The organism is Tunicatimonas sp., assembly GCF_049647865.1.
Taxonomy (GTDB): Bacteria; Bacteroidota; Bacteroidia; order Cytophagales; family Cyclobacteriaceae; genus Tunicatimonas.
The window spans coordinates 1-22,278 of sequence record NZ_JBARYM010000446.1 but is presented as its reverse complement, the minus strand read 5'-3'; the positions used below and the strand labels follow the sequence as shown (position 1 = coordinate 22,278).

At 44.2% G+C, this 22,278-nt stretch carries 20 protein-coding genes and 1 pseudogene; 12 read left to right on the top strand and 9 right to left on the bottom strand.

Going from position 1 to position 22,278, the window contains the following annotated elements:
• A pseudogene (locus tag WBA23_RS13365) lies at nt 1-642 on the bottom strand (hypothetical protein); the annotation flags it as partial.
• A gap of 154 nt (nt 643-796) precedes the next feature.
• Nucleotides 797-1,225, bottom strand: a complete 429-nt coding sequence (locus tag WBA23_RS13360) for an FKBP-type peptidyl-prolyl cis-trans isomerase (protein ID WP_424582777.1) — start codon at nt 1,223-1,225, stop codon at nt 797-799.
• Between the two features lie 399 nt (nt 1,226-1,624).
• On the opposite strand from WBA23_RS13360, the gene WBA23_RS13355 reads away from it, so the two are divergent.
• The 3 genes from WBA23_RS13355 to WBA23_RS13345 all read left to right on the top strand — a co-directional run bounded on the left by WBA23_RS13355 (nt 1,625) and on the right by WBA23_RS13345 (nt 6,911).
• On the top strand, nt 1,625-3,970 hold the full coding sequence (locus tag WBA23_RS13355; RefSeq protein ID WP_424582776.1) for a TonB-dependent receptor: 2,346 nt from the start codon (nt 1,625-1,627) through the stop codon (nt 3,968-3,970).
• Between the two features lie 5 nt (nt 3,971-3,975).
• Nucleotides 3,976-4,821 (top strand): DUF4249 family protein, encoded by an 846-nt coding sequence (locus WBA23_RS13350; protein WP_424582775.1) that lies wholly within the window; start codon nt 3,976-3,978, stop codon nt 4,819-4,821.
• A gap of 176 nt (nt 4,822-4,997) precedes the next feature.
• Nucleotides 4,998-6,911, top strand: coding sequence for a RecQ family ATP-dependent DNA helicase (locus tag WBA23_RS13345; RefSeq protein WP_424582774.1), 1,914 nt, complete (start codon nt 4,998-5,000; stop codon nt 6,909-6,911).
• Nucleotides 6,912-7,388: 477 nt separating this feature from the next.
• Here WBA23_RS13345 and WBA23_RS13340 read toward each other — a convergent pair whose 3' ends face one another.
• Both WBA23_RS13340 and WBA23_RS13335 read right to left on the bottom strand, forming a co-directional pair.
• The gene (locus tag WBA23_RS13340) at nt 7,389-8,858 is read right to left on the bottom strand and encodes a sodium/proline symporter (RefSeq protein ID WP_424582773.1); all 1,470 of its coding nucleotides are present in this window, start codon (nt 8,856-8,858) and stop codon (nt 7,389-7,391) included.
• A 1-nt stretch (nt 8,859) separates the two neighbouring features.
• The gene (locus WBA23_RS13335; protein ID WP_424582772.1) at nt 8,860-10,431 is read right to left on the bottom strand and encodes a serine hydrolase; all 1,572 of its coding nucleotides are present in this window, start codon (nt 10,429-10,431) and stop codon (nt 8,860-8,862) included.
• Nucleotides 10,432-10,521: 90 nt separating this feature from the next.
• On the opposite strand from WBA23_RS13335, the gene WBA23_RS13330 reads away from it, so the two are divergent.
• Nucleotides 10,522-11,076 carry a pyridoxamine 5'-phosphate oxidase family protein gene (locus WBA23_RS13330; protein ID WP_424582771.1) on the top strand — a complete coding sequence of 185 codons (555 nt, stop codon included), beginning with the start codon at nt 10,522-10,524 and terminating at the stop codon, nt 11,074-11,076.
• A gap of 46 nt (nt 11,077-11,122) precedes the next feature.
• Here the strand turns inward: WBA23_RS13330 and WBA23_RS13325 are convergent, their stop codons facing one another.
• Both WBA23_RS13325 and WBA23_RS13320 read right to left on the bottom strand, forming a co-directional pair.
• Nucleotides 11,123-11,833 (bottom strand): response regulator transcription factor, encoded by a 711-nt coding sequence (locus tag WBA23_RS13325; RefSeq protein WP_424582770.1) that lies wholly within the window; start codon nt 11,831-11,833, stop codon nt 11,123-11,125.
• 22 nt (nt 11,834-11,855) lie between these two features.
• Nucleotides 11,856-13,124, bottom strand: coding sequence for a sensor histidine kinase (locus tag WBA23_RS13320; protein ID WP_424582769.1), 1,269 nt, complete (start codon nt 13,122-13,124; stop codon nt 11,856-11,858).
• A 143-nt stretch (nt 13,125-13,267) separates the two neighbouring features.
• Here WBA23_RS13320 and WBA23_RS13315 point away from each other — a divergent pair, with 143 nt between their 5' ends.
• The 4 genes from WBA23_RS13315 to WBA23_RS13300 all read left to right on the top strand — a co-directional run bounded on the left by WBA23_RS13315 (nt 13,268) and on the right by WBA23_RS13300 (nt 16,448).
• Nucleotides 13,268-13,675 (top strand): DUF1573 domain-containing protein, encoded by a 408-nt coding sequence (locus WBA23_RS13315; protein WP_424582768.1) that lies wholly within the window; start codon nt 13,268-13,270, stop codon nt 13,673-13,675.
• Between the two features lie 120 nt (nt 13,676-13,795).
• Complete coding sequence (locus WBA23_RS13310) at nt 13,796-14,977, top strand: aspartyl protease family protein (RefSeq protein WP_424582767.1); 1,182 nt, start codon at nt 13,796-13,798, stop codon at nt 14,975-14,977.
• Nucleotides 14,978-14,994: 17 nt separating this feature from the next.
• The gene (locus WBA23_RS13305; RefSeq protein ID WP_424582766.1) at nt 14,995-15,399 is read left to right on the top strand and encodes an acyl-CoA thioesterase; all 405 of its coding nucleotides are present in this window, start codon (nt 14,995-14,997) and stop codon (nt 15,397-15,399) included.
• A gap of 26 nt (nt 15,400-15,425) precedes the next feature.
• The gene (locus WBA23_RS13300; protein ID WP_424582765.1) at nt 15,426-16,448 is read left to right on the top strand and encodes a right-handed parallel beta-helix repeat-containing protein; all 1,023 of its coding nucleotides are present in this window, start codon (nt 15,426-15,428) and stop codon (nt 16,446-16,448) included.
• Nucleotides 16,449-16,485: 37 nt separating this feature from the next.
• Here the strand turns inward: WBA23_RS13300 and WBA23_RS13295 are convergent, their stop codons facing one another.
• Together WBA23_RS13295 and WBA23_RS13290 are read right to left on the bottom strand one after the other, a co-directional pair.
• Nucleotides 16,486-17,361 (bottom strand): formate/nitrite transporter family protein, encoded by an 876-nt coding sequence (locus WBA23_RS13295; RefSeq protein ID WP_424582764.1) that lies wholly within the window; start codon nt 17,359-17,361, stop codon nt 16,486-16,488.
• Between the two features lie 138 nt (nt 17,362-17,499).
• On the bottom strand, nt 17,500-18,000 hold the full coding sequence (locus tag WBA23_RS13290; RefSeq protein WP_424582763.1) for a hypothetical protein: 501 nt from the start codon (nt 17,998-18,000) through the stop codon (nt 17,500-17,502).
• A gap of 306 nt (nt 18,001-18,306) precedes the next feature.
• On the opposite strand from WBA23_RS13290, the gene WBA23_RS13285 reads away from it, so the two are divergent.
• The 3 genes from WBA23_RS13285 to WBA23_RS13275 all read left to right on the top strand — a co-directional run bounded on the left by WBA23_RS13285 (nt 18,307) and on the right by WBA23_RS13275 (nt 19,768).
• Nucleotides 18,307-19,008: a 3-keto-disaccharide hydrolase gene (locus tag WBA23_RS13285; protein WP_424582762.1), complete on the top strand. Its 702-nt coding sequence runs from the start codon at nt 18,307-18,309 to the stop codon at nt 19,006-19,008.
• Between the two features lie 32 nt (nt 19,009-19,040).
• On the top strand, nt 19,041-19,271 hold the full coding sequence (locus tag WBA23_RS13280; RefSeq protein WP_424582761.1) for a hypothetical protein: 231 nt from the start codon (nt 19,041-19,043) through the stop codon (nt 19,269-19,271).
• A 197-nt stretch (nt 19,272-19,468) separates the two neighbouring features.
• On the top strand, nt 19,469-19,768 hold the full coding sequence (locus WBA23_RS13275) for a hypothetical protein (protein ID WP_424582760.1): 300 nt from the start codon (nt 19,469-19,471) through the stop codon (nt 19,766-19,768).
• Nucleotides 19,769-19,868: 100 nt separating this feature from the next.
• Here the strand turns inward: WBA23_RS13275 and WBA23_RS13270 are convergent, their stop codons facing one another.
• The gene (locus tag WBA23_RS13270) at nt 19,869-20,471 is read right to left on the bottom strand and encodes a DUF4126 domain-containing protein (protein ID WP_424582759.1); all 603 of its coding nucleotides are present in this window, start codon (nt 20,469-20,471) and stop codon (nt 19,869-19,871) included.
• A 231-nt stretch (nt 20,472-20,702) separates the two neighbouring features.
• On the opposite strand from WBA23_RS13270, the gene WBA23_RS13265 reads away from it, so the two are divergent.
• Nucleotides 20,703-22,278, top strand: a 1,576-nt coding sequence (locus WBA23_RS13265; RefSeq protein WP_424582758.1) for a sulfatase, incomplete at its 3' end; no start/stop codon positions are given.

Genomic DNA, 22,278 nt, shown 5'->3' with positions numbered 1-22,278 from the left:
TAGCAGTACTACTGAGTTGAACCACATGCCCCCCGAAATAAACCCAACAATTGCCTGAGTTCCTAACGGCAAAGCTAAACTAACAATACCAATTGCAATAGCATAAACGTAGATATAAATGATATCTTTTCGCTCCGGAGCCAGTAACTGCATGAATCGCTGGAATGGTGTAGGATGTTCATTCAAGTGCTCAGTCTTACTTACCATGCTATGAAAAGGAAAGGCAGTTACGAAAACCACCTCGTCATTTTCATCAAGATAAAGATTGTTTGTAAGACTACTAATGGGAACCGGATGCAGGCGTCCGTTGTCCTCTACTTTTCCAGCTATGTGCTCCAGTTTCTCATTAAGTTGAACAAAGACTGGCTCAAAATTCCCGGATTCATCTTTCTGAAATAGCATGATTGGGAAATCTGCATCCCTTACAAAAGATTGGAATTTATCTTTAGCAATACTATTTGCGATAAAGACCAGTTGCATTCGCTCGCCTACTTCCGAAAGGTCACTAATGAAATCTTCTACTGATGTGGGACACGTAGGACATACATTAGTAACTACGTCCTCCAACTCGGGTAGCGAGTACTCGTGCTTAAGCGCATCGGCAAAGTGATGGAGAAGTGACGATATCTGTGGAGTATCCATAAACCGGCATTTTCTGACTTCTAAACAAAAAGAAGTAGTTTTTTGAAAGTTTTACTTCCGTTATTAATAATATTACTATTATAACTGCACAAAAGAAAAACTTGTATAGCTAAATACAAGTTTTTTTTCGGATAGTTTACTCTAATTAAGAAAATTATGCAATCTCAACTAATTCAATATCAAATATTAAGTCTTTTCCTGCTAAAGGGTGGTTGGCATCTAATACTACCTTATCATTTTTTATATCGGTAATAGTTACCGGCACTTGCTGCCCCTGAGCATTTACTGCTAGTTGCTGGCCTACTGCGGGAGTAATATCAGGGGGGAAATCATTTTTAGAAACTTCCATAATCATCTCTTTTTTTACTTCCCCGTATGCTTCCTCGCTCGGAATATTGACTTGCTTGCTGTCACCAACACTCATTCCGTTTACTGCTTTCTCAAATCCAGCAATCATTTGTCCTTTGCCTAAGGTAAACTGTAGAGGTTCATTACGTTTGCGCGATGAGTCAAATTCCGAACCGTCGGGAAGTGTTCCGGTATAGTGTACTTGTACGGTATCGCCTACTTTCGCTGATGTCATACGTTGATTATTTAATAAAAATGTGAATAATTTTTTCGCTAAAAGAAGTGGTTCCGCTAATCAATAATTCCCTGGAAATAAATTAGTGCAGATTTTATGTGATAGGTACCAAATTTTCATAGATGATGAATACTTATGCTGGGATTATCATTTTGCTCACTCCGACATATTTATTTATTTTTCAATAGTGATAGCCTAATTGTGATGTATTGTCGTTAGTAAGAATATACGTTAATTCTGTAATATTATTTCTACTTTTACTAAAAGTTACACCGACACTATTTACTGTTATAATCAGAGAGTTTACTAGTGTTAGGGTTATAAAATTCAAACCACGAAGAAGTAATGCCTCGCTTATTTTTTGGATTCCTTACTATCGGTCTCCTACTCCAATTTTCTGTGTCTGGTCAATCATCATTCACTGTAAACGGCTACGTACGAGATGTTTCCAGCGGTGAAGATCTTATTGGAGCTACCATTGCGATCAAAGAGCGGTCGGGTACCGGAACTACCACCAATGTATACGGCTTCTACTCGCTTACACTGGCACCGGGTGACTATACACTTACTTTTTCTTACTTGGGATACCAACCAGTAGAAAAACCTGTCTCACTCACCGCTAATCAAACGCTAAATGTAGAACTGGCTTCTAGCGAAGTAGAATTGCAGGAGGTAGTGGTATCGGCTGACCGACCGGATGCCAACGTACAAGATGTAGCCATGAGTCGAGATAAGTTGCAGATAGAAAAAGTGCAGAGGCTACCGGCATTGTTCGGGGAGGTGGATATTATCAAAACCGTACAGCTACTTCCCGGAGTGATTAGTGCGGGAGAAGGCACAACCGGACTCTTTGTGCGGGGGGGGGCCGCCGATCAAAATCTGGTATTACTTGATGGAGCTACAGTGTACAATCCTTCACACTTTCTAGGCTTTTTCTCAGTGTTCAATCCTGATGCCATTAAGAATATTGAGATTTACAAAGGGGGTATTCCCGCCCGTTTTGGTAGTCGCCTCTCATCGGTGCTGGATATTCAGATGCGGGAAGGGAATAACAAAGACTTTAAGGTATCGGGCGGTATCGGGCTAATTTCTAGCCGACTGACAGTAGAAGGCCCCATTAGAAAGAATCAGTCCTCCTTTATTCTTTCGGGAAGGCGCACCTACGCCGATTTGTTTCTGCGACTGTCTCCTGATGAAGATATTCAAGATAACATTTTGTACTTCTACGATTTTAATGCGAAAGCTAACTACACCCTAAATGATCGGAATCGGCTGTTTTTATCGGGTTACTTTGGCCGCGATAAATTTGGGGTTGCCGATCAGTTTGGGCTAGACTGGGGAAATGCTACGGCTACGTTACGCTGGAACCATCTGTTATCGGATAAAATCTTCTTCAATACCACCCTTGTCTACAGCAATTTTGACTACGGTTTTGATATCGATGCTGAAACGGCGGAGTTCACTTGGACATCACGTTTAAAGGAGTACAGTGCTAAGTTTGACGGAAATTTCTTTCCCTCACCTAATTTGTCAGTGGATTTTGGCTACCACCTTTCTCACTTCGACTTCGAGCCCGCCCGAATTATCCCTCGAGGCGAAGGAATTAATTTTACCCCGCTAATCCTTGATAACAAGTATGCCTTGGAACACGCGGTGTACATTGGCAATAGTCATCAGATCAGCCCCCGTATCTCTATGGAATATGGGTTACGCTATTCTTTCTTCCAGCATATCGGGCCAGGATCGGTGCTTCAGTACGAAGAAGACCAGCCTTTATCCGACGAAAGTATTACGGGTGAAACTGAGTACGACCGACTGGAAAATATAGAAAGCTACCACGGAGCCGAACCCCGCTTCGGACTGCGATATTTGCTCGACAGCGAAAAATCAATAAAGTTTTCCTACAACCGGATGCGACAGTATGTACAGATTGCGTCGAATGCCACCGCGGGTTTGCCCATTGACCGTTGGATTCCTGCTGATACCTATATTCCGCCTATGATTGGCGATCAGCTCGCGCTAGGCTACTTTCAGAACTTACGGCAGAATACGATAGAAGCCTCGGTGGAAGTATACTACAAGTGGATGAACGACATCATCGATTTTTTGACCGGTACCGATATTCTGCTGAACGAAAATCTAGAAACGGAAATATCGGTTGGGAGAGGCTGGGCCTACGGGGCCGAGTTCCTACTTCGGAAAGATGTGGGCCGCACTACCGGATGGATTGCCTACACCCTTTCCCGCGTGCAGCAGCAAATTGAAGGTATTAATTTAGGCCAGCCCTACAACGCCCGCTACGACCGCACCCACGACATTGCACTGGTACTTTCTCATCAGCTTAATAAGCGGCTTACACTATCGGGAAACTGGGTATACAGTACCGGAACCGCCGTGTCGTTTCCTTCCGGCCGCTACCAACTCAATGGCTTATCAGTGCCGTACTACGGCGAAGACGAGAGAAATGCGTTCCGGATGCCAGACTACCACCGATTTGATATTTCCGTAGTACTAGAGAATAAGAAAAACGAAGAACGACGTTGGAAAAGCAACTGGAGCTTTTCGGTGTACAACGTGTACGGACGGAAAAATCCATTCGTTATAACCTTTGAAGATATTTATAACGACGACGTTACATTTGATCCGGGCGACGACGAAGGAACGGTTACTTCCCAACGGCCCGGTTCAATAAAAACATACTTATTCCGATTCATTCCGTCGGTTACCTATAATTTTAAATTTTGATTGGTATGCGACTGTTCATCCTGTTTTTTGCTATATTTCTCTTGGCCCTCACGGCCTGCCAGGAAGAGATTACGTTGGATCTTCCCAATACTGATCCGCAACTAGTTATCGAGGGGAACCTCAACTACTGGAAGTTTGATCCCAAACAGAATGGGGCTCGCGTAAGAATTACTACCACCGGTAACTACTATGATGCTAATGGATCTAGTCCGGTTTTAGACGCTCAGGTAACCGTTTATGACGAGGAAAATGCGCAGGAATATGTCCTGGATGCGCAAGAAAATTCTTTTGGGCTGTACATCAATAACGATATACCGATTGACTCGGGACGAACGTATACGCTCAAAGTTAACTATCAGGACCAAATGTACGAAGGAAGAGGCACAGTGCTTCCGGTAGCAGAGGTAGATTCATTCAGTTACCGTTTTCTGGAAGATTTTCTTTTCTTGGATGACGGTTACTATTTCTTCTTCAGCGGACGAACTCCTAAGGAGCGAGGCATCAATTACTACCGCTTTCTCATCTACGAAGAGGATTCACTTTTTAATGCTCCCGAGGATTTACTTATCCAAAGTGATGAGTTTCTTAATGAGCAGATTGATACGCTTCAGTTAGCCAATTATGCTTTTGACTTAGGAGATAGTGTACGTATTGAGATGTACAGCTTAAGTGCCAGTCAGTTTGCCTACTATAACGAACTAACCGAATTGCTCTTTAACGACGGTGGCTTATTTAGTGGGCCGCCCCGCAACCCAACTTCTACCCTACGGAACCTAACCGATCCTCAAAAACCTCCGTTAGGTTTCTTCCAAGTTTCTTCGGCAGTTTCGGGAGGAGCGACAATACAATGAACAATGTGCAATCAACAATGAAAAAACGAATAGCAAAAAGTTGGAAATAAAGATAGGCTCCGAGAGTAGCGATATAGTGACCAATATCTCCAAGCTCCCTGCTCCCAGCCCCTAGCAATTGAACAATCGAGCCATTCACCAATCGAACCATTCAGCAATCGAGTAATTAAAATAATATGTCCGCCCACGCCATTCTTCAGCAGTACTGGGGGTATCCGGCCTTTCGTCCGCTTCAGGAGGATATCATTGATGCGGTGCTAGCGGGCCACGACACGCTGGCTCTACTACCCACCGGCGGGGGGAAAAGTATCTGCTTCCAGGTTCCGGCACTCATGCGGGAAGGGGTGTGTATCGTCATCTCCCCACTAATTGCGCTGATGAAAGACCAAGTCGAGCAACTCAAGAAAAGAAGCATTTCCGCGGTAGCGATCTACTCGGGAATGAGTGCTCGGGAGATTGATTTCCACCTCGATAATTGCGTGTTCGGAAATGTCAAATTCCTGTACGTTTCTCCCGAACGGCTTAGAACTGATCTTTTTCTGGCACGAGCGCGTCGTATGCAGATCAGCTTGCTTGCGGTAGACGAAGCACATTGTGTTTCGCAGTGGGGGTACGATTTCCGCCCTCCTTATTTGCAAATTGCTGACTTCAGAGCAGAAATTCCTGATGTGAATGTGATTGCCCTAACCGCCACCGCCACGGACTCGGTAAAGCAGGATATTCAAGATAAGCTTCAGTTTCAGAACACGAAAGTATTTCAGAAGAGCTTTGCTAGGGCTAACCTTTCCTATTCGTCATTTTACGAAGAAGATAAAGATAGACGATTGCTAAAAACCCTGACTGGTGTTCCGGGTACCGCCGTAGTGTACGCCCGAAGTAGAAAGCGCACTCGTATTATTGCTAAGAAGCTACAAGGCAAAAATATTTCGGCTGACTACTACCACGCCGGACTCACTGCCGAAGAACGGGCAGATAAGCAAGATGCCTGGATTCAGGATAGAACCCGCGTGATTGTAGCTACCAATGCCTTCGGAATGGGAATTGATAAACCGGATGTTCGTTTAGTGGTACATTTAGACTTGCCCGATACGCTAGAAGCTTACTACCAAGAGGCCGGTCGAGCTGGTCGAGATGAAAAGAAAGCGTATGCCGTCGTTTTATATGATCAAAATGATTTGGATAATCTGATCAAACGCATCGAGACTTCTTTTCCGTCCGTAGATTTTATCCGCACCGTCTATCAAAATATAGCGAACTACCTGAAAGTGGCGGTGGGAAGTAGTTACCTTTCCAGCTACAACTTCGATCTCGCCCACTTTGCTGAAACGTACCGTCTAAACCCAATTGGGGTATTTCACTCCATAAAGCGATTAGCAGAAGAGGGGTTGCTTCAATTGAACGAGAGTTTCTTTCAGCCGTCAACGCTACATTTTCGAGTAGATTATCAGGAACTGTATAAATTCAGAATTGCTAACGCTGCGCTGGAACCTACAATTAATGCCCTATTACGGGTTTACGGGGGCGAACTATACGCTAACTATATTTCGATCTCCGAATCTCAACTTGCTCAAATTTTGCAAACATCGGTTAACGGCGTAATGGTGAAATTGAAGAACTTGCACGAACGAGAAATTATTAACTATCTACCTCGTAAAGACCAACCTCAACTCGTTTTTATGACCCCCCGGCTCGATGCCCGCCAGCTTCCGCTTTCGGCAGCTAAACTCCAAAAGAAGAAGACACTTTACGCTGACAAAGTTAACGCTGTTACCCACTATGTAACGCACCCAATACGGTGCCGTACGCAGGTACTATTGGCTTACTTTGGCGAAAAGTACCCGATCGATTGTGGCGTTTGTGATCACTGTTTGCGAAAGAAAAAAGGGAAACACCCAGAATACACCCGTGCTGAACAAGAGAAAATAAGAGATAATATTATTCAGCAATTAACTCAATCGTCCCAGCCACCTGAGAAACTCATGATGGCATTAGGACAAATTGACGAGGCTGTGTTGGCTCGTGTAGTAAAAGAGATGTTAGATCAAGGTGATATTTTTTACGATGGTCAGGGTTGCCTTACCGTAAGTTAGCACACAAATGCATCATTAATATCGATGAGATCAAGATACGGCTTTAAGCATTTTGTGGTAGTGAACGGGATTATATTGGATACCTTACTTTTACGGGTATCGAACCAGATTTCAGCAAAAAATCGACCAGTGTAGTAGAGAAACACTTTTCTTCCGGCAAAGTACCGACTACACAAAAGTTGACCATTACCTAATACGTACTGGGTTCTTTCTTCAAGTGACAGCTTATGAAAAGAATATAGATTATCCATAACGAACTATGTTTTTAACTATTTATATGCAAAATAGTACTTATGTATTATTTTTCCAAAATTTTGCACATTTTTAATTTAAAAAGAATTAATATACCTATAAATAGTGCATTATTATGATACTCTATTGAACAGAATGACCATTTTTGCTCGAAATAGTAGAAACACTAGTATAACGAGCCGCAAAGTAAAAACTTTTAGGCAATGTAATAAATCAAGTGCTTTATTATAAGTGTCTTCTGATGCTAACTATGTAACCTGCTAAGAGTGATAATATAAAAGAAGGGAACAATTCAGCCATATTTACCAAATATGGGGCAATGGCTTCCCACTGGGGCAACACAAATTTGAAGAAAGGCACACTCAAAAAGCCAGTCACCATAGAAGCTAAAGCACCTTGTTCAGTGTACTTCGTCCAACACAACGATAAACTCATCATCGGACAGAAGGTTGCCGCTATGCCCGACCAGCCAAAAATCACAAACCAAAAAATGGTACGGGTTGGTGAAAAGTAAGCTACTGCTAGTGCTAGTCCTAAAGAAATGACAGATAGCAGCAAAGTTACCTTTGTAGAAAAAGCCGATAAATGCTGATCGCTAAGTGACGGATTATACACTTTCTGGTATAAATCCCGACTAACCGCACTAGAAGCTACCACCAAAAGTGAATCTATGGTAGACATAATCGCCGACAAAACCGCCGCAATATAGAAGCTACCTATCACAGCAGGTAATAACTGCCCGGCAGCATAAAGTAAAACTTCCTGTCCGCCATTGCCTAAAACTTGAGTAGGATCATCGCCCGCCGAAGTAAACAGTGCTCGCCCTAAAATACCGATGCTTACGGCAGAGAAGTTCATAGTGAAGGTTAGCACAACCGAAACCCATTTTCCCCGGTCAATTTCAGCTTCCCGGCGAATAGACATAAAACGAACGAATAACTGAGGAGAACCTAAGAACCCTAATCCAATCATGACGAACCCAACAATCTTGGCTAGATTCAATGCAGAAAATCCTCCTGGCCCCCAGGCACTTAGTAGATCAGCGTCTACTGCCCGAATTTCCTGGGACAGGCTGCCCGACATTTGCGTGAGCATCACCAACGGCAACAGCACCAATCCCAACAGCATAACCCCCCCCTGAAACACATCAGACCAAGCGACAGCAATAAATCCTCCGAACGACATGTACAGTACCACAATGATGAACCCTACAACAGCTCCTAGGTAGTAGTTCCAGCCCAGGAACGATTCAAAGGCAGTGCCCGTGGCATCAATCTGAGCACTGACGTAAATAGTCACGAAAAAGGTCAGCGCTAAGGCCGCGACTAACCTAATCCGGGGGGAAGTAGCCTGAAATCGACTTTCCAGATAATCGGGAATAGTGATAGAATCAAATTGATCAGTGAGTCGCTTAAAGGGTTTTCCCATCACAAACCAGGATATGGCTACTCCTGATACTGTGCCTAACACCACCCAGTAGGCAAACACTCCCCAAATAGCCCCCATGCCCGACAGTCCCAGTAGTACCCAGGCCGAAGAACCCGTAGCCCGCGACGAGAAAGCCACCACCCAGTAACTAAGCCTTTTTCCGCCTACGTAGTAGTCTTTGATATCCTTTACCTGCCGGGCGGCGGCTACTCCAATAATCAGCAGTATGCCCAAGTAAAGAATGAGAACAAGGTAGTTAGTCAGCACGCTACAGAAGTATTTTCAGTGCCTGTTGCGCGTCCTGAAACGCTCGCTGTTCTTCTTCCGTTTGGTTCGGATTAATACTAATTGCTCTCTGATAGTACTGAGCGGCCTGACCTTTATCACCTGCTTGCTGTTGCAGAGCGGCCAGTTCAGTAAACGTTCGCCAGTGCGGATTGCTGCGACTATTAAGTTCAGCTACGGCTAACGCTCCATCTCTATCTTTCTCTTTGAGTAATTTTTGAGCAAATCGGCTGAGTATTACCTGGGTATCAGGATAATCATAAGGGAAGCTTTCCAGCAGGACGTGGTACTGTTGCAGGGCCGCTTCGGCCCCGCCCGCTTCCCAAGCGGCAATCATCGCTTTTTCTAGGTCGCGCTCTTGGTTCACATCCTTAGTGGCAACTGGTCGCTCTTTCTTGAACTTACGTTTGGTAGAGGTCTTTGGAGCAGCCTTCTGGGTAAAAGCTTTATTCAATATCTGAACGACCTCCAGATTAATCAGATTCATCCGGGCAGTACTCACTTCACCCGTATTACTGAGAATAATGATTGTATACTTTTCTGTTGGATAGTACGCAAAGAATCCACTAAAGCCTCGGATATGCCCACTATGAAAAACCATTGTTGCTGGCTGTTGATCTGGCAGTGAAATTTTAGCAACTCCCAATCCGTAACCATAGCGATTATCATAAGGGGGAATCCACTGCTGATTCACATCGGTATAGGGCCGAGTCATCTGATCTACTAATTTTTGGGATAGCAATTTTTCACCAAATAAAGCCTGCCCCCACTGATACAGATCGCCTACCGTGCCGTAGAGATTACCAGCACCTTGAAGGTTTTGCATATACATACTGTACACGTTCTCGTATCCGGCTGCTATTTTCGCATAACCCGAAGCTCGCTGCGCGATGATTTTCTGGCGGTCATCTACTCCGGTAAACTGTAGCTTCAGTGGTTGAGTAATTCGCGCTTCAAATACCTCACCGAAAGATTTGCCCGTCACTTTTTCAATAATAGTGCTGAGGATAAGGTATCCCGAATTGTTGTATTGGTACTGAGAACCCGGTTTAAACTCCAGATCTCCGCTGGCGAACTTGGTGACTAATTCCTCTCGGCTGTACTTACGGTATAATGAATCGGACCAAACGAACGGCAGACTGGTATAATTAGGAATACCCGACTGATGAGTTAATAACTGGTGCAACGTAACCTGCTTTCCTACATCTTTGCGGTACTGCGGGTAATAATCAGAAATGGTCTGGTTCAGTTTCAGCCTTCCCTCTTCCACCAACTGCATAACGATAGCCGCCGTAAATTGCTTACTGATTGATGCCAAGTTAAACTTAGTGTCTACTGTATTGGCGATATCCCACTCCCGGTTAGCCAATCCAAATGCTTGCTGATACAGAACTTTATCCGCCTGACCGACCAATACGGCTCCCTGAAAATCGTCTTGCTGGGCAAACGCCTGAAAGACCTGATCAATTTTTGGTTCTACCGAAGTCGCCGTTTGGCCGTAGGTCACGTGAGCCAACTGACCCAAGAGCATCCAAAGAATAAAGCGAAAGTACATATTCGTTATTGCGTGAGGAAAACCAAAATTAACAATTCTGCTAAGTTTGTGTAACCTTACCGTTATTCATTTTACCAATTATCCTGATTCATGGCCAGTTTTACTACCCACCTTTCCGAAAAACAGATTATCTGGATTAAACAGCAACCTATGTATTTTGTAGCTACGGCTCCGCTACAAGCTGATGGACACATTAATCTGTCGCCTAAAGGGCTAGATAGCTTCCGGGTGCTCAATGAAAAAACGGTAGCTTATTTGGACATTACCGGAAGTGGCAACGAAACGTCCGCTCACATTAATGAAAATAGCCGGGTTACATTTATGTGGTGCTCATTTACTGAAAAGCCTAAAATATTTCGTCTTTACGGTAGAGGAGAAGTTGTGCTACCGGATACCGAACGCTGGCAGCAACTAATCCCTCACTTTCATGAACTACCTGGAGCTCGGCAGATAATTGTGAATCATATTACTAAAACCCAAACATCTTGCGGCTTTGGCGTTCCCATTATGGACTTCAAGCATCATCGCGATACACTCACTGACTGGGCGGTGACCAAAGGAGAGGATGGAATTCAAGAATACCAGCAACAGAAAAATACCCGTAGCGTAGACGGCTTGCCTACCCCGCTAGGAGAATCACTATAGCCAATGACGAATAACTAAATAGCTACCACTATTCATCAATCGTTATTCATTGCTCATTAATTAGTAGTCGAAAACCTACTCCGTGAACATTATCAATCAGAATAGCAGTGTCTTTCTGTAAATACTTTCGCAAACGGGAAATAAATACATCCAGGCTACGACCGGCAAAGTAGTCGTCTTCCCCCCAGATAGTGGCTAAAATATCTTCCCGTTTTACTACCTGATTCATGTGAGTACTCAGATAGCCCAGTAGAGCGGATTCTCGCTGGGTAAGATTGCGAGTTTCGTTGTGGTAGATTAGCTGTTGCTGCCCCTGATCAAAACGATAGTTTCCGATGGTAGCTAGACCGTTGGCCGGAGGCGGTGCTGGTTGAAATTGGCTACGACGAAGGAAAATATCTACTTTGAGTACTAGCTCCTCAATACTGAAAGGTTTGGTGATGTAATCGTCGGCTCCTAACGTAAGTCCCGCTATGCGGTCTTCTTTCAGAGATTTAGCCGAAAGAAACAGAATTGGGATTTGGCTATTTTGCTGACGAATTGCTTTGGCTACTGCGAAGCCATCAATTTTAGGTAGCATCACATCAATGATACACAAATCTATCGGCTGATCGTGAAACGCTTCCAGAGCAGATTGCCCATCGGCACAAGCCACTACCAGATAATTGGCCAGCGAGAGATTGTCTTGAGTTACGTAGCGCAAACTATCATCGTCTTCTACGTAAAGCAGGGTTGCCTTTGGGTTTATATTTGTCATCAATACTTACCTTGGTTGATTGTCAGGTAGTCAAAGGAATGCCAATCGTAAACTGGGTACCTTTTCCTAGCTCACTTTGAATTTCAATTTTCCAGCGGTGCAATTGGCAGATTCGCTTCACGTAGTATAGTCCCAGCCCAAACCCCTTCACGTTGTGCTGATTACCTGTAGGAACCCGAACGAACTTATGGAATACTTTAGTAAGGTATTCAGAAGGGATGCCCCTACCCTGGTCTTCAACTACCACGTGAACCTTATTATCTCGCTGTTCAGTTCGCAATAAAATTTCAGCCGGACTATCGCTGTACTTCACCGCATTATCCAGTAAGTTTTGAATGACATTACGAAAGTGCATAGGGTCAGCAGCAATACCGGTGTACTTGTTATCAAAATTCGTTGTCAAAAGTATCTGTCCTTCGTAGTGAGCCCGAAACCCAGCGCAGATATTGTCTAGCTCCTTTACCAAATCCAAGGTTTCCGGGTGCAGGCCCAGAGCTCGCTGCTCTAATTTAGCTACCTGTAGTACCTTTTCTACTTGTCCGTTCAGCCGAAGACTTTGCTCTTTGATGATCTGAGCGTAGTTCTGTAGTCGCTGGGGTTGATCCAATATGCTGGGAGTCTGTAGCACATCGGCCGATACGTTGATCGTGGCAATCGGAGTTTTGAACTCGTGGGTCATATTGTTGATGAAATCTTTCTGAAGCTCCGACCACCGCTTTTGCCGAAGAATGACCAGCAAGGTGTAACCGAAGAACAGAATAACCAACAATAGCACGGCCGACAGCATAAACCAAGTATCCATCTCCGAAAATACGTAGCTGGATTTATTAGGAAAGTACACTCCGAAGTAGTAGGTGTATTTCTTATAAAGGGGCATTCCCCAGTTACTGCGCTTGCTTACGTTGGCATTTAATATACTTACTCGATTTCCGTAGACCATCTGGTTCTTCCGGCAGTCGTAGACAGCGTACTCAAAGTCGGCCATCACGTTCGCTTGAATTAGGGCATTTTTCAGGTAGTGCTCCAGAACCTGAGCATCTACCATATCGTTAATTTCTACTACATAATAGTCTTCAGATATCTGCTTTACCGGATGGCCCGGGGTGGTCATGTTTTGGTAGTGATCGGCCAACTGAGCCGCGGCATTCTTTAGGGCCACATAGATTTGCTGATTGAGTTTTTGCTCCTCGGCATTCCGGATTTTAATGACCCAAAATGATTGAGCGGCCACAATACCCAGCACCGCAATAATTCCGAAAGCAACGACCCAGCGTATGGCAATATTCTTCATAAGTACGAAAATAAGCACTTTTCAGCATTCGAAAACGACGTTAACATTTCGTTAACAATTCTTAGGATTTTGTTAACAGTCATTTTATACCGGCCTCCCTACCTTTGAATTGTATTTATTATCTCAACCAAAAATTCATTGTTATGAAAAATTTACTGATCGTCTTTATCTTAAGTTTAGGCTGTGCCTTCGGGGTACAAGCCCAATCAGCACTATCGCTGGCTACTACTCCAACCCCTAAAGCCGAATCACTTTCTTGGAATGCTACCTCTCATAATTTTGGAGATATTCAGCATCAGCAGCCTAAAACGGTTTCTTTTACTTTTACCAATAATTCGGATAAACCAGTAGTAATTACTGAGGCGAAAGGCTCTTGTGGCTGCACGGTAGCCAGCTATACTCAAGACCCAATTGCTCCTAATGAAAACGGAACTGTGAAGGCAACTTACAATGCTGCTAAGCTTGGGACCTTCAGTAAAACCGTGGCAGTTAAAACTACGGCTAGTGAGGAGTGGCAGCAGTTAAAAATCACCGGAATAGTGGTGGAATAGTACATGTCCACGCATTTATTAGAATGAGCGCCAAGTTGGCGCTTTTTTTGTTTAACCAAGTTGTGTATATTTCGTTAATCCCCGTACAGTAACTTGCCGTAACGCAATTAATTTATCCACATGGCTTCGGTTTTCCGAGTTCTCCTTTTAGTGACACTTCTTTGGATAATGGGCTTGGAAGTGGCAGCCTCTACGCTGAGCCGCATTCCCTTTACGCTGCACAATAACCATATCTTCATTAATATCCAGGTAAATGATTCTGAACCGCTACGATTTATTTTTGATACCGGAGCGTCGACTACAGTAATTAGCGAAAAAGAAGCTAACCATTTAGATATTTCTCACGATGGGTTTTCTACCGTTCGCAGCCAGCGGGGTCCTAAGTTTGTTTACTACTCTAATTACAACAAGCTTCACTTAGGTGAGGTCACGCTGTCGCGGGTTAAGATGGTACATTTGCCACTGCGGCATTTACAGCGGGCATTGGATACTAAAGTATACGGAATTATTGGTCAAGATATTCTGAAAGAATACACCGTAGAGATTGACTACGACCAATCGGCTATCATTTTACACGATCCGCAGACGTACGCCCCGCCAACAAATTATCATCAACAAACTTTTGATTTGATTGGAGGCCGACCGTACATCAACGGATCGTTTCAGCTCAATAATGGCGAAACGCTCTCGGGTAAGTTTCAGTTAGATAACGGCTCCGGCTCGTTTGTCACCCTTTACTCTCCGTTTGTAGACGAGCATCAACTTACCCGAAAAATCGGTCGAACGCACCAAATCTACACCATGAACTTCTCCGGGGCAGTTGACCGCAACTTTTCCGGACGGCTTCAGGAATTTGAGTTTGGTTGGTTTAGTCTATCAGATATTCCTATCCGACTAAATCAGTCGCGCTACTATAAAAAGGCGTTTAAAGACGGTATTGGCCATATTGGCAATGCGCTACTCAAGCGGTTCAACATTGTGCTGGATTATCATCATAAGCAGTCGTACTGGCATCCTAACGAATCATTTGCTAATGAATTCGCTCTGGCGTACTCCGGCCTGGTCGTGAAATCAGATAACCAACGAGAAAAAGTAGTAATACGCCATGTATTTGAAGATTCTCCCGCTGATAAGGCCGGATTCACCCCCGAAGATGAGATTGTAGAGATCAACAATATTTCAGCCAGCGGACGAAGCAGTCACGAAGTGCAAGCCTTATTAAATCGTCAAACGCAGTTGGAAGTTACTATTCGTCGGCACAACCAAGTTAAAACGATCAACCTGCGCCCTCTGGCCCTGTAGATTCTTCACTTCGCGGTATGAAACCCCACATTTTTGAGCAGCTTCGGGAAGTGCAACCCGAAGATTTGGATGCAATGCAGCACGTTAACAATGTACGTTATGTGCAATGGATTCAGGATATAGCCGAAGCCCACTGGAAGCAACAAGCTACCAACGCAATGCAGCAGCAGTATATCTGGGTCGTTCTGAATCACTACGTAGAATATAAACAGCCAATTTTCCTAACCGATCAGGCTTTACTGAAAACCCACGTGGGCGAAGTTTCCGGACCAAAGTACGGACGAACTGTGGAGATCTGGCATACTGAGAAGAATCAACTCTGTGTAAAGGCTGAATCTATATGGTGTCTGCTAGATGCGCAAACCCAACGCCCAAAGCGAGTAACCGATGAGATTCGGAGGATTTTTGAAGAAATAGTTTAGTAATGAAAGGTATACTGATTTTACTTTTGATAGTTGTTATATCATCATGTCAGAAGGAAGATACAATTGCTGACGAACGTCAAGGTATTATTGAAAGTAAAACATTTAATACTACTCTGCTCATTGATGGCCATGAATACGATGAGACAATTATACGGGATTGTGTCTTCGAGAACATAACTGGTGATGGAATACAGATTAGAGACGTTAATGATTTACGGATTGAAAACTGTATTTTCAGAAACATATCCGGGGATGCCATACGATTTAGAAATAGCGGTTCATCTGATGGGGTGAAAATTATTGACAATCAAATCTACAACATTGAAGAGAACGGTATTTTAGCCCCAGAAAATCATATCAACACTATGGTTAAGGGAAATACCATTCATGATGTGGCAACCAGTAATATCTCAAGTCAATTTGGTGCCCCCCACCATGGTATCTACTTTCAAGGCTTTAATGTCACCATAACGGAGAATACTATTTACAACGTCACCAATGACGAAGGAAATTGTATCAGTATTCGAACGTATGGTACGATCTCCCAAAATGAGCTTTTTGGGGCGACTGACCACGGAATTAGCTACTTTTCCGATCACCCAGGTAATTCTGAACAATTGCTCATTGAAAACAATGTTATCTACGATAACGGGAAGAGGGGGATAAATTTAGCTAGCAATGGTAATTCTCTCAACCATATTGGGCACGCACTTATCCGCTTTAATACGATTATTTCAGCCACTCAGTCTACGATCGGAATAGACAATGCTTTAGAGTCAGTTGATTTTGACATATTAGGCAATATAGCGATCAGAATCGACGGAGGTTCAACTTTTGTATACTCAAACTTACCGTATAATCAAGCAAATAATGTTACCGGGGCGGGCAATATTGGATTCACTGATTACCTGAATCGGGACCTGCGCATAATCAATACATCTACTGCAACCGATGCCGCAGTTGGATTGACAGATTTTCCGCTAACTGATTTTGCGGGTAATACCAGAAGCGCGGCATCTCTAGATGCTGGAGCATACGAGAATTAGAAAGCATTTTATCATCTACTAATCATTATATATTTTTTCAACTTCGGCTCTTTTCTCCCAAGTGGCTATACTTAACTAAGGCTACGAATACGGTTCCACCAATAATATTTCCCACGGTGGCCCACAGTTGAAAGAACAGATAGTCGCTAAACGAGATTTCGGATGAAATAAGAAACCCCGCAAACACCTCAATAGAACCCACAATAGAGTGATGTAATCCGGCCAGCCCAATGGTTGCCGTAACCAGTATGATGATAAAAATACGACTCGTTGTCTCCTGCGAAGAACTGTTTAACCAGGACAACAGCCCCATCAGCCAGCCCGCAAGAATAGCACTACCCAGTGTAAGACCCCAGCCAAATTCTAACAACTTTTCGGCGAAGTACTCAAAAGCTTCTACCGAAATAATGCCCATTTCGGGAGCCATCATCGTAATTATGAAGGCAAAGACATAACCCCCTATTAGATTCCCTACTAAAATAAGAGTCCATACTCTTACGAGTTCCAGCACCCGCACTGATCCATTCAAAACCGGAAGCACTGCTAAAGTAGTATGCTCGGTAAATAGCTCGGACCGTCCCAGAATAACGAATATGAACCCGATAGGATAAGCAAAGGCTAATGCCAAATCCAATCCGTTTTTGGTTAGTTGCCCGTAGAACATAGTGTACAGCAGACCCATCAGCAACACACTAAATCCAATTTCTAATCCACCCGAAAAAGAAGATAGTAGCAACGACCTATTATGGCGACGGTACTCAGCCAGAGCCATCTGCACCTGTTCTTTTAAAATTAGGCCTCCCTCTTTCGGTTTGCTTTGTTGATTAATTTCGTCTTTTACTTCCTCTTGCCCTGCATCAAGGCGGTCGGTTCTATATTGGCTTTCTGTAACTGAAGTCTTATCCTGATCCATAGTATATTAATCAACCTTAGATTTCAATTGTTCAGTCAAGCTAATATGATAGGATACTACCAAGTTTCCAAGCAGCAGTAGAGAAGAACCAATCAGATTGGCCTAATGTATACTAGGCAGAAAAGAAAGGTTTAAACCCTACGAACGTTCGCTATCAAAGTCATTGCCCGAATCTAGCTTTTTGGTATCGGGTGATCCTCCGAAGATTTGAGTAGGAATAATTTTCTTAATAAACGACGAAGCTCCTTGGTCTGACTTTTCTACTTCGGCTTCGGCTTCGCGGAGGGCCCGCTGCCACATGGGAGCAAAACCCTGAGCACTCTCGGTCATAATACCAATTGCCTTTTGGTAAACGTGCATGTTCATCACTTCTCTCCTACCCGGCTTCTGAGCTAATGACTGATTGGTAATTCGCAGATTTTCATTTTCTTTTTTTAGCCGCTCCAGTTCTTTTCGGCGGTTTTCGGTAGCCTCAGCCTCAATCTCCATTTTGTTCTGCAAATGGTTTTTCAGCGTTTTTATCTCGCTCTTCAGGGTACCGCGCTTCGTTCGCTCGCCAATGTAGACAATCAGTAGTAAAATGAGCCCCACGCCGAGGCCAATTAAAAAAGGTTGAATATAGATATTTAGATCTTCCATGCGTAGTTTTCTTTGGTGTTGCTAAAAGTACCAATCGTACTGTTATTTCTTTAACTATTCCGCTCTCACTTAGTTTACTACCCTTGTTTATTCTTTCTCTTTAGCTGATTGCAAGCTATAGTGTTTCTAAAGCAGCAACTACTAATTTTCTCAAGCACACTGGCTCTTCTATTTTACTCACCTTCTCAGACTCTCCCTATCTCATCCGTAGGCTACCTATTACTTTGGGGAGGTACCGATTAAACCAATACAATTGTTTATCATTGTTACTACGTATTTTACAGTAACCAATCTATGTATTTCACTTTGCTACGCCCAGAAAAGCTACTATTTCTAATCCTTATTTTCTCAGGTAGTGTCTCTTTCGCTCAGACTGTTTCTTTATTCAATGGTAAGAACCTAGACGGTTGGCACGTGGATGTTCCAGAGATGGATGAAGACGAAAGCGCAATTAATCCCTTTATTGTGCGCGATGGGATGCTCGTTAGTTTGGGGACACCTCAAGGACATTTAATTACTGACGATACTCATCAGAACTATCGCTTGGAAGTGGAGTATCGCTTTGCCGGAGAACCTGGGAACTGCGGAGTATTGATTCATGCTTCTACCCCTCGCTCGCTCTACGAAATGTTCCCTAAATCATTGGAAGTGCAGATGATGCACAAAAATGCGGGCGACTTTTGGTGCATCGTAGAAGATATTCAAGTACCGGATATGGAAGCAAGGCGCGGACCCCAACAAGACTGGGGCATCACCGAAGGAAAAGGTCGCCGCATTCTCAATCTTACTGATAATTCTGAAAAGCCCCCTGGGGAATGGAACCGCCTGGTGATTGAATGCTTGAGTGATAAAATTAAAGTCTGGGTGAATAACGATCTGGTAAACCACGGCACGAACTGCACAGCCCAATCCGGGCAAATTGCCGTTCAAGCCGAAGGGTCAGAAGTGGAGTTTCGCAAGCTACTACGCACTTCCATTAGCCAGTTGAGTGAAGAATCCCCTAAATAATCACTCGTATTCTCTCTTCCTGACTGATTAATATGAAATACATTTTAATCGTTTGCTGGTTCCTCCTCTGCTTTTCGTTGGGCTATGCTCAGGCCACTGACTCGGCTGTTCCGTTATTCTATGAGTTACACGGACTTTCTTGGGAAGCACAAATGTCACCGATCGTCGGCTCTAGCTGGTCGGAGCATTGGACGGTAGATGGCTATCGCGCTGAGATTAAAAGCACATCGGAAGGTACACTTTTTTTTGCGCGGGGCCAGTAGCCTACGATAATGGATCTCACGCTTTTTTCTGGTCAAAAGAAAGTTTTAGTGGGCCAATCAAAATTGAGTTTGACTACACTCGTGCTGATGAAATATCTCGTTTTGTAAACATTATTTACATTCAGACTACTGGTATCGGTAGCCCACCTTTTGTAGAAGATATTCAAACCTGGAACTCTCTGAGAACTATTCCTACCATGTCAACTTATTTTAAGAACATGAATGCCTATCATATCAGCTTTGCTGCTTTTGGAGTGGATAATGAAGATTCTGATAATGACTATGTCCGTGCCCGTCGCTACCCTGTATCGCCCGGTGGGAATTTTTCCAATGATACGACTCTTCAGCCTGATTACTTTCAAACCGGATTATTCCAACCCGGCATCAAATATCATATGACTATTATCAAGAAAGAACATCATTTGACAATGCAGGTCTCATCAGAAAATACTGGAAAAAGTCTTTTATTGGGATACATCAACTTTTCCTGTCATTGAGTCCGGTAGAGTTGGAATTCGTCATATGTACACCCGCTGTGCTATCTACGTTAACTTCACTATATCCATTTTATCCAGCAATGATTAGATGCTATAAAGTCTAGTCAGAAGCTGGGTTTACTGAACTCTTACTCGAGGGTCTTCGCCATAATTGCCGTAGCTTTTTAAAAAAGAAAACTACCAGTACGAGTAATCCAATGACCACAATAGCGGCTATTGGCCACAAAAAGACCGAAAGAGCCGATAAGCCGGCCGAAGCGGCTGTTTCTACTGTGGTCACTATCGGATTGGCCAAGCCACCCGTCGTAGCGGTGGAAGCCAAGCGAGTATTGGCACTTACTCCTTTTACAAGTCCGGCCGTTCCCCCTCCGGCAATAATCGCTAAAGCCCACTGCCACAGCGGGTCTAACTCAATTAATGTTGAAGCCATCACTGCCGTTCCGGCGATAGTCGCGGTAGGCAAAGCGATAGTATCCAGTAGGTTATCAAACCAGGGAATGAAATAGGCCAGTGTTTCCAGTAAAGTGGCCGCTCCCAAAGCAATCATGGCCGGAAATGTACTAATCCAGGCAAAAGAATTGTCTACCGGAATAATATCAAAGTAGCTAGCTGCACTTAGTGCCAGAAGCGGTAGAAATATTCGAAAACCTACCGAAGCGGCTAGTCCAAGTCCGATAAAAAAAGGGGCTACGTATTCAGTCATGGTTGGGTAGTGTTAGTGTTCAGGTGTTTAGGCGGTTGCCACGCAATGTTCAGGTGTTCAAATTACTATGTTTATGTGAATACCCAAACATGTACATACAAACCCTATAAGCGTTTCAGGTGTTCGTTTACCACTCTTTTCATGAATCCACTTTGATAATAGTATTCCAATTACAAGTTGGTATAACTACCGAAAACGAACTAATTTGGGCTGATAAAAATATTGCTGCCTATGTCTTCGCAACCAACACTCATCTTTCTCGCTATCTGCGCTCTTTTTGTTTGCTGCCAGCCAACCGAAGAGCCTAAAGAAAGCCGTCGGCCCAACGTACTATTTATTTTAGCCGACGACTTAGGTTATCACGACTTGAGTTGCACCGGCAGTGAGTTCTACGAAACCCCGAACATTGACCGCATTGCAAATAGGAGCGTGCGATTTACCCAAGGCTACGCAGCCTGCCAGGTTTGTAGCCCTTCCCGAGCTAGTATTATGACTGGTAAGTTTCCGGCTCGCCACGGCATCACCGATTGGATTGGCGCGAAGAGCGGCACCGAATGGCGAGCCCACAATCGCCAAAGTAAATTACTACCAGCCGAATACGTTCATCAGCTACCCGCCGAGTACACTATCCTACCCGAAGCCTTTCAGGAAGCAGGCTATACCACTTTCTTTTCCGGGAAATGGCATATTGGGGATGAAGGCTCGTACCCCGAAGATCATGGGTTCGACATTAACAAAGGCGGCTGGGAAAAGGGCAGTCCGGCCGGAGGGTTTTTTGCCCCGCACAATAACCCGAAATTAGCAGACCAAGAACCCGGAGAAAGTTTGACGTTACGCTTAGCAGAAGAAACCGTAGATTTCTTAAAAACGCATAAAGATTCTTCTTTCTTTGCATTCTTATCGTTTTACGCCGTACACGCTCCGTTAGAAACCACCCAAGAAAAGTGGGTCACTTACCGAGAGAAAGCCGAATCCCAGGGTATCGCTGATAGCGGGTTTGTAATGGAACGTCGGCTACCAATCCGAACAGTGCAAGACAACCCAGTGTATGCCGGACTGGTTTCTACCATGGATGATGCGGTGGGCCGGGTCCTGAATACGCTGGAAGAACTGGGTCTGGATGATAATACCATCGTCGTATTTACTTCCGACAATGGAGGAGTAGCCTCCGGCGATGCTTATGCTACTACGAACTTACCCCTGCGGGGCGGCAAAGGTTACCAGTGGGAAGGTGGTATTCGCGAGCCTTACTTTATTGCTGCCCCTGGAATGAATAGCGCCGCTAAAGAAGTTGCCGTGCCGGTATCAGGAGTAGACTTCTACCCTACGCTACTCGAATTAGCTGGTTTAGCGTTAAAACCGAATGAACATACCGATGGTGTGAGTCTACTTTCTCTTATGCAAGGAGATTCTATTGCTGAACGTGCCCTTTACTGGCACTATCCGCACTACGGCAACCAAGGGGGCGATCCTTCGTCTATCATCCGCTTAGGCGATTGGAAGCTAATTCACTATTGGGAGGATGGTCAACGAGAATTGTACAATCTAATAGATGATCCGGAAGAGACAACAAACATTATTGAACAAGAGCCGGAAAAAGCTAGGCGACTGGGTCATAAACTGGAACAATTCTTAGCCGAGACGGAAGCCAATACTCCCCAGCCCGATCCAGCGTATAATGAACAACTGGCGCAGGAACGGCAAAATCGCATTGTCAGTGAGTTATTACCCCGTTTAGAACAGCAGCGAACCGATTTTCTAAAAGAAGATTGGCAACCCAATGCAGATTGGTGGGGCAGCCAAGCAG

Bases quoted from the DNA above. Each gene is read 5' to 3' on its own strand.
- WBA23_RS13360 (WP_424582777.1), bottom strand. From the start codon at position 1,225: ATGACATCAGCGAAAGTAGGCGATACCGTACAAGTACACTATACCGGA.
- WBA23_RS13350 (WP_424582775.1), top strand. From the start codon at position 3,976: ATGCGACTGTTCATCCTGTTTTTTGCTATATTTCTCTTGGCCCTCACG.
- WBA23_RS13345 (WP_424582774.1), top strand. From the start codon at position 4,998: ATGTCCGCCCACGCCATTCTTCAGCAGTACTGGGGGTATCCGGCCTTT.
- WBA23_RS13335 (WP_424582772.1), bottom strand. From the start codon at position 10,431: ATGTACTTTCGCTTTATTCTTTGGATGCTCTTGGGTCAGTTGGCTCAC.
- WBA23_RS13330 (WP_424582771.1), top strand. From the start codon at position 10,522: ATGGCCAGTTTTACTACCCACCTTTCCGAAAAACAGATTATCTGGATT.
- WBA23_RS13325 (WP_424582770.1), bottom strand. From the start codon at position 11,833: ATGACAAATATAAACCCAAAGGCAACCCTGCTTTACGTAGAAGACGAT.
- WBA23_RS13320 (WP_424582769.1), bottom strand. From the start codon at position 13,124: ATGAAGAATATTGCCATACGCTGGGTCGTTGCTTTCGGAATTATTGCG.
- WBA23_RS13315 (WP_424582768.1), top strand. From the start codon at position 13,268: ATGAAAAATTTACTGATCGTCTTTATCTTAAGTTTAGGCTGTGCCTTC.
- WBA23_RS13310 (WP_424582767.1), top strand. From the start codon at position 13,796: ATGGCTTCGGTTTTCCGAGTTCTCCTTTTAGTGACACTTCTTTGGATA.
- WBA23_RS13305 (WP_424582766.1), top strand. From the start codon at position 14,995: ATGAAACCCCACATTTTTGAGCAGCTTCGGGAAGTGCAACCCGAAGAT.
- WBA23_RS13295 (WP_424582764.1), bottom strand. From the start codon at position 17,361: ATGGATCAGGATAAGACTTCAGTTACAGAAAGCCAATATAGAACCGAC.
- WBA23_RS13290 (WP_424582763.1), bottom strand. From the start codon at position 18,000: ATGGAAGATCTAAATATCTATATTCAACCTTTTTTAATTGGCCTCGGC.
- WBA23_RS13280 (WP_424582761.1), top strand. From the start codon at position 19,041: ATGAAATACATTTTAATCGTTTGCTGGTTCCTCCTCTGCTTTTCGTTG.
- WBA23_RS13275 (WP_424582760.1), top strand. From the start codon at position 19,469: ATGTCAACTTATTTTAAGAACATGAATGCCTATCATATCAGCTTTGCT.
- WBA23_RS13270 (WP_424582759.1), bottom strand. From the start codon at position 20,471: ATGACTGAATACGTAGCCCCTTTTTTTATCGGACTTGGACTAGCCGCT.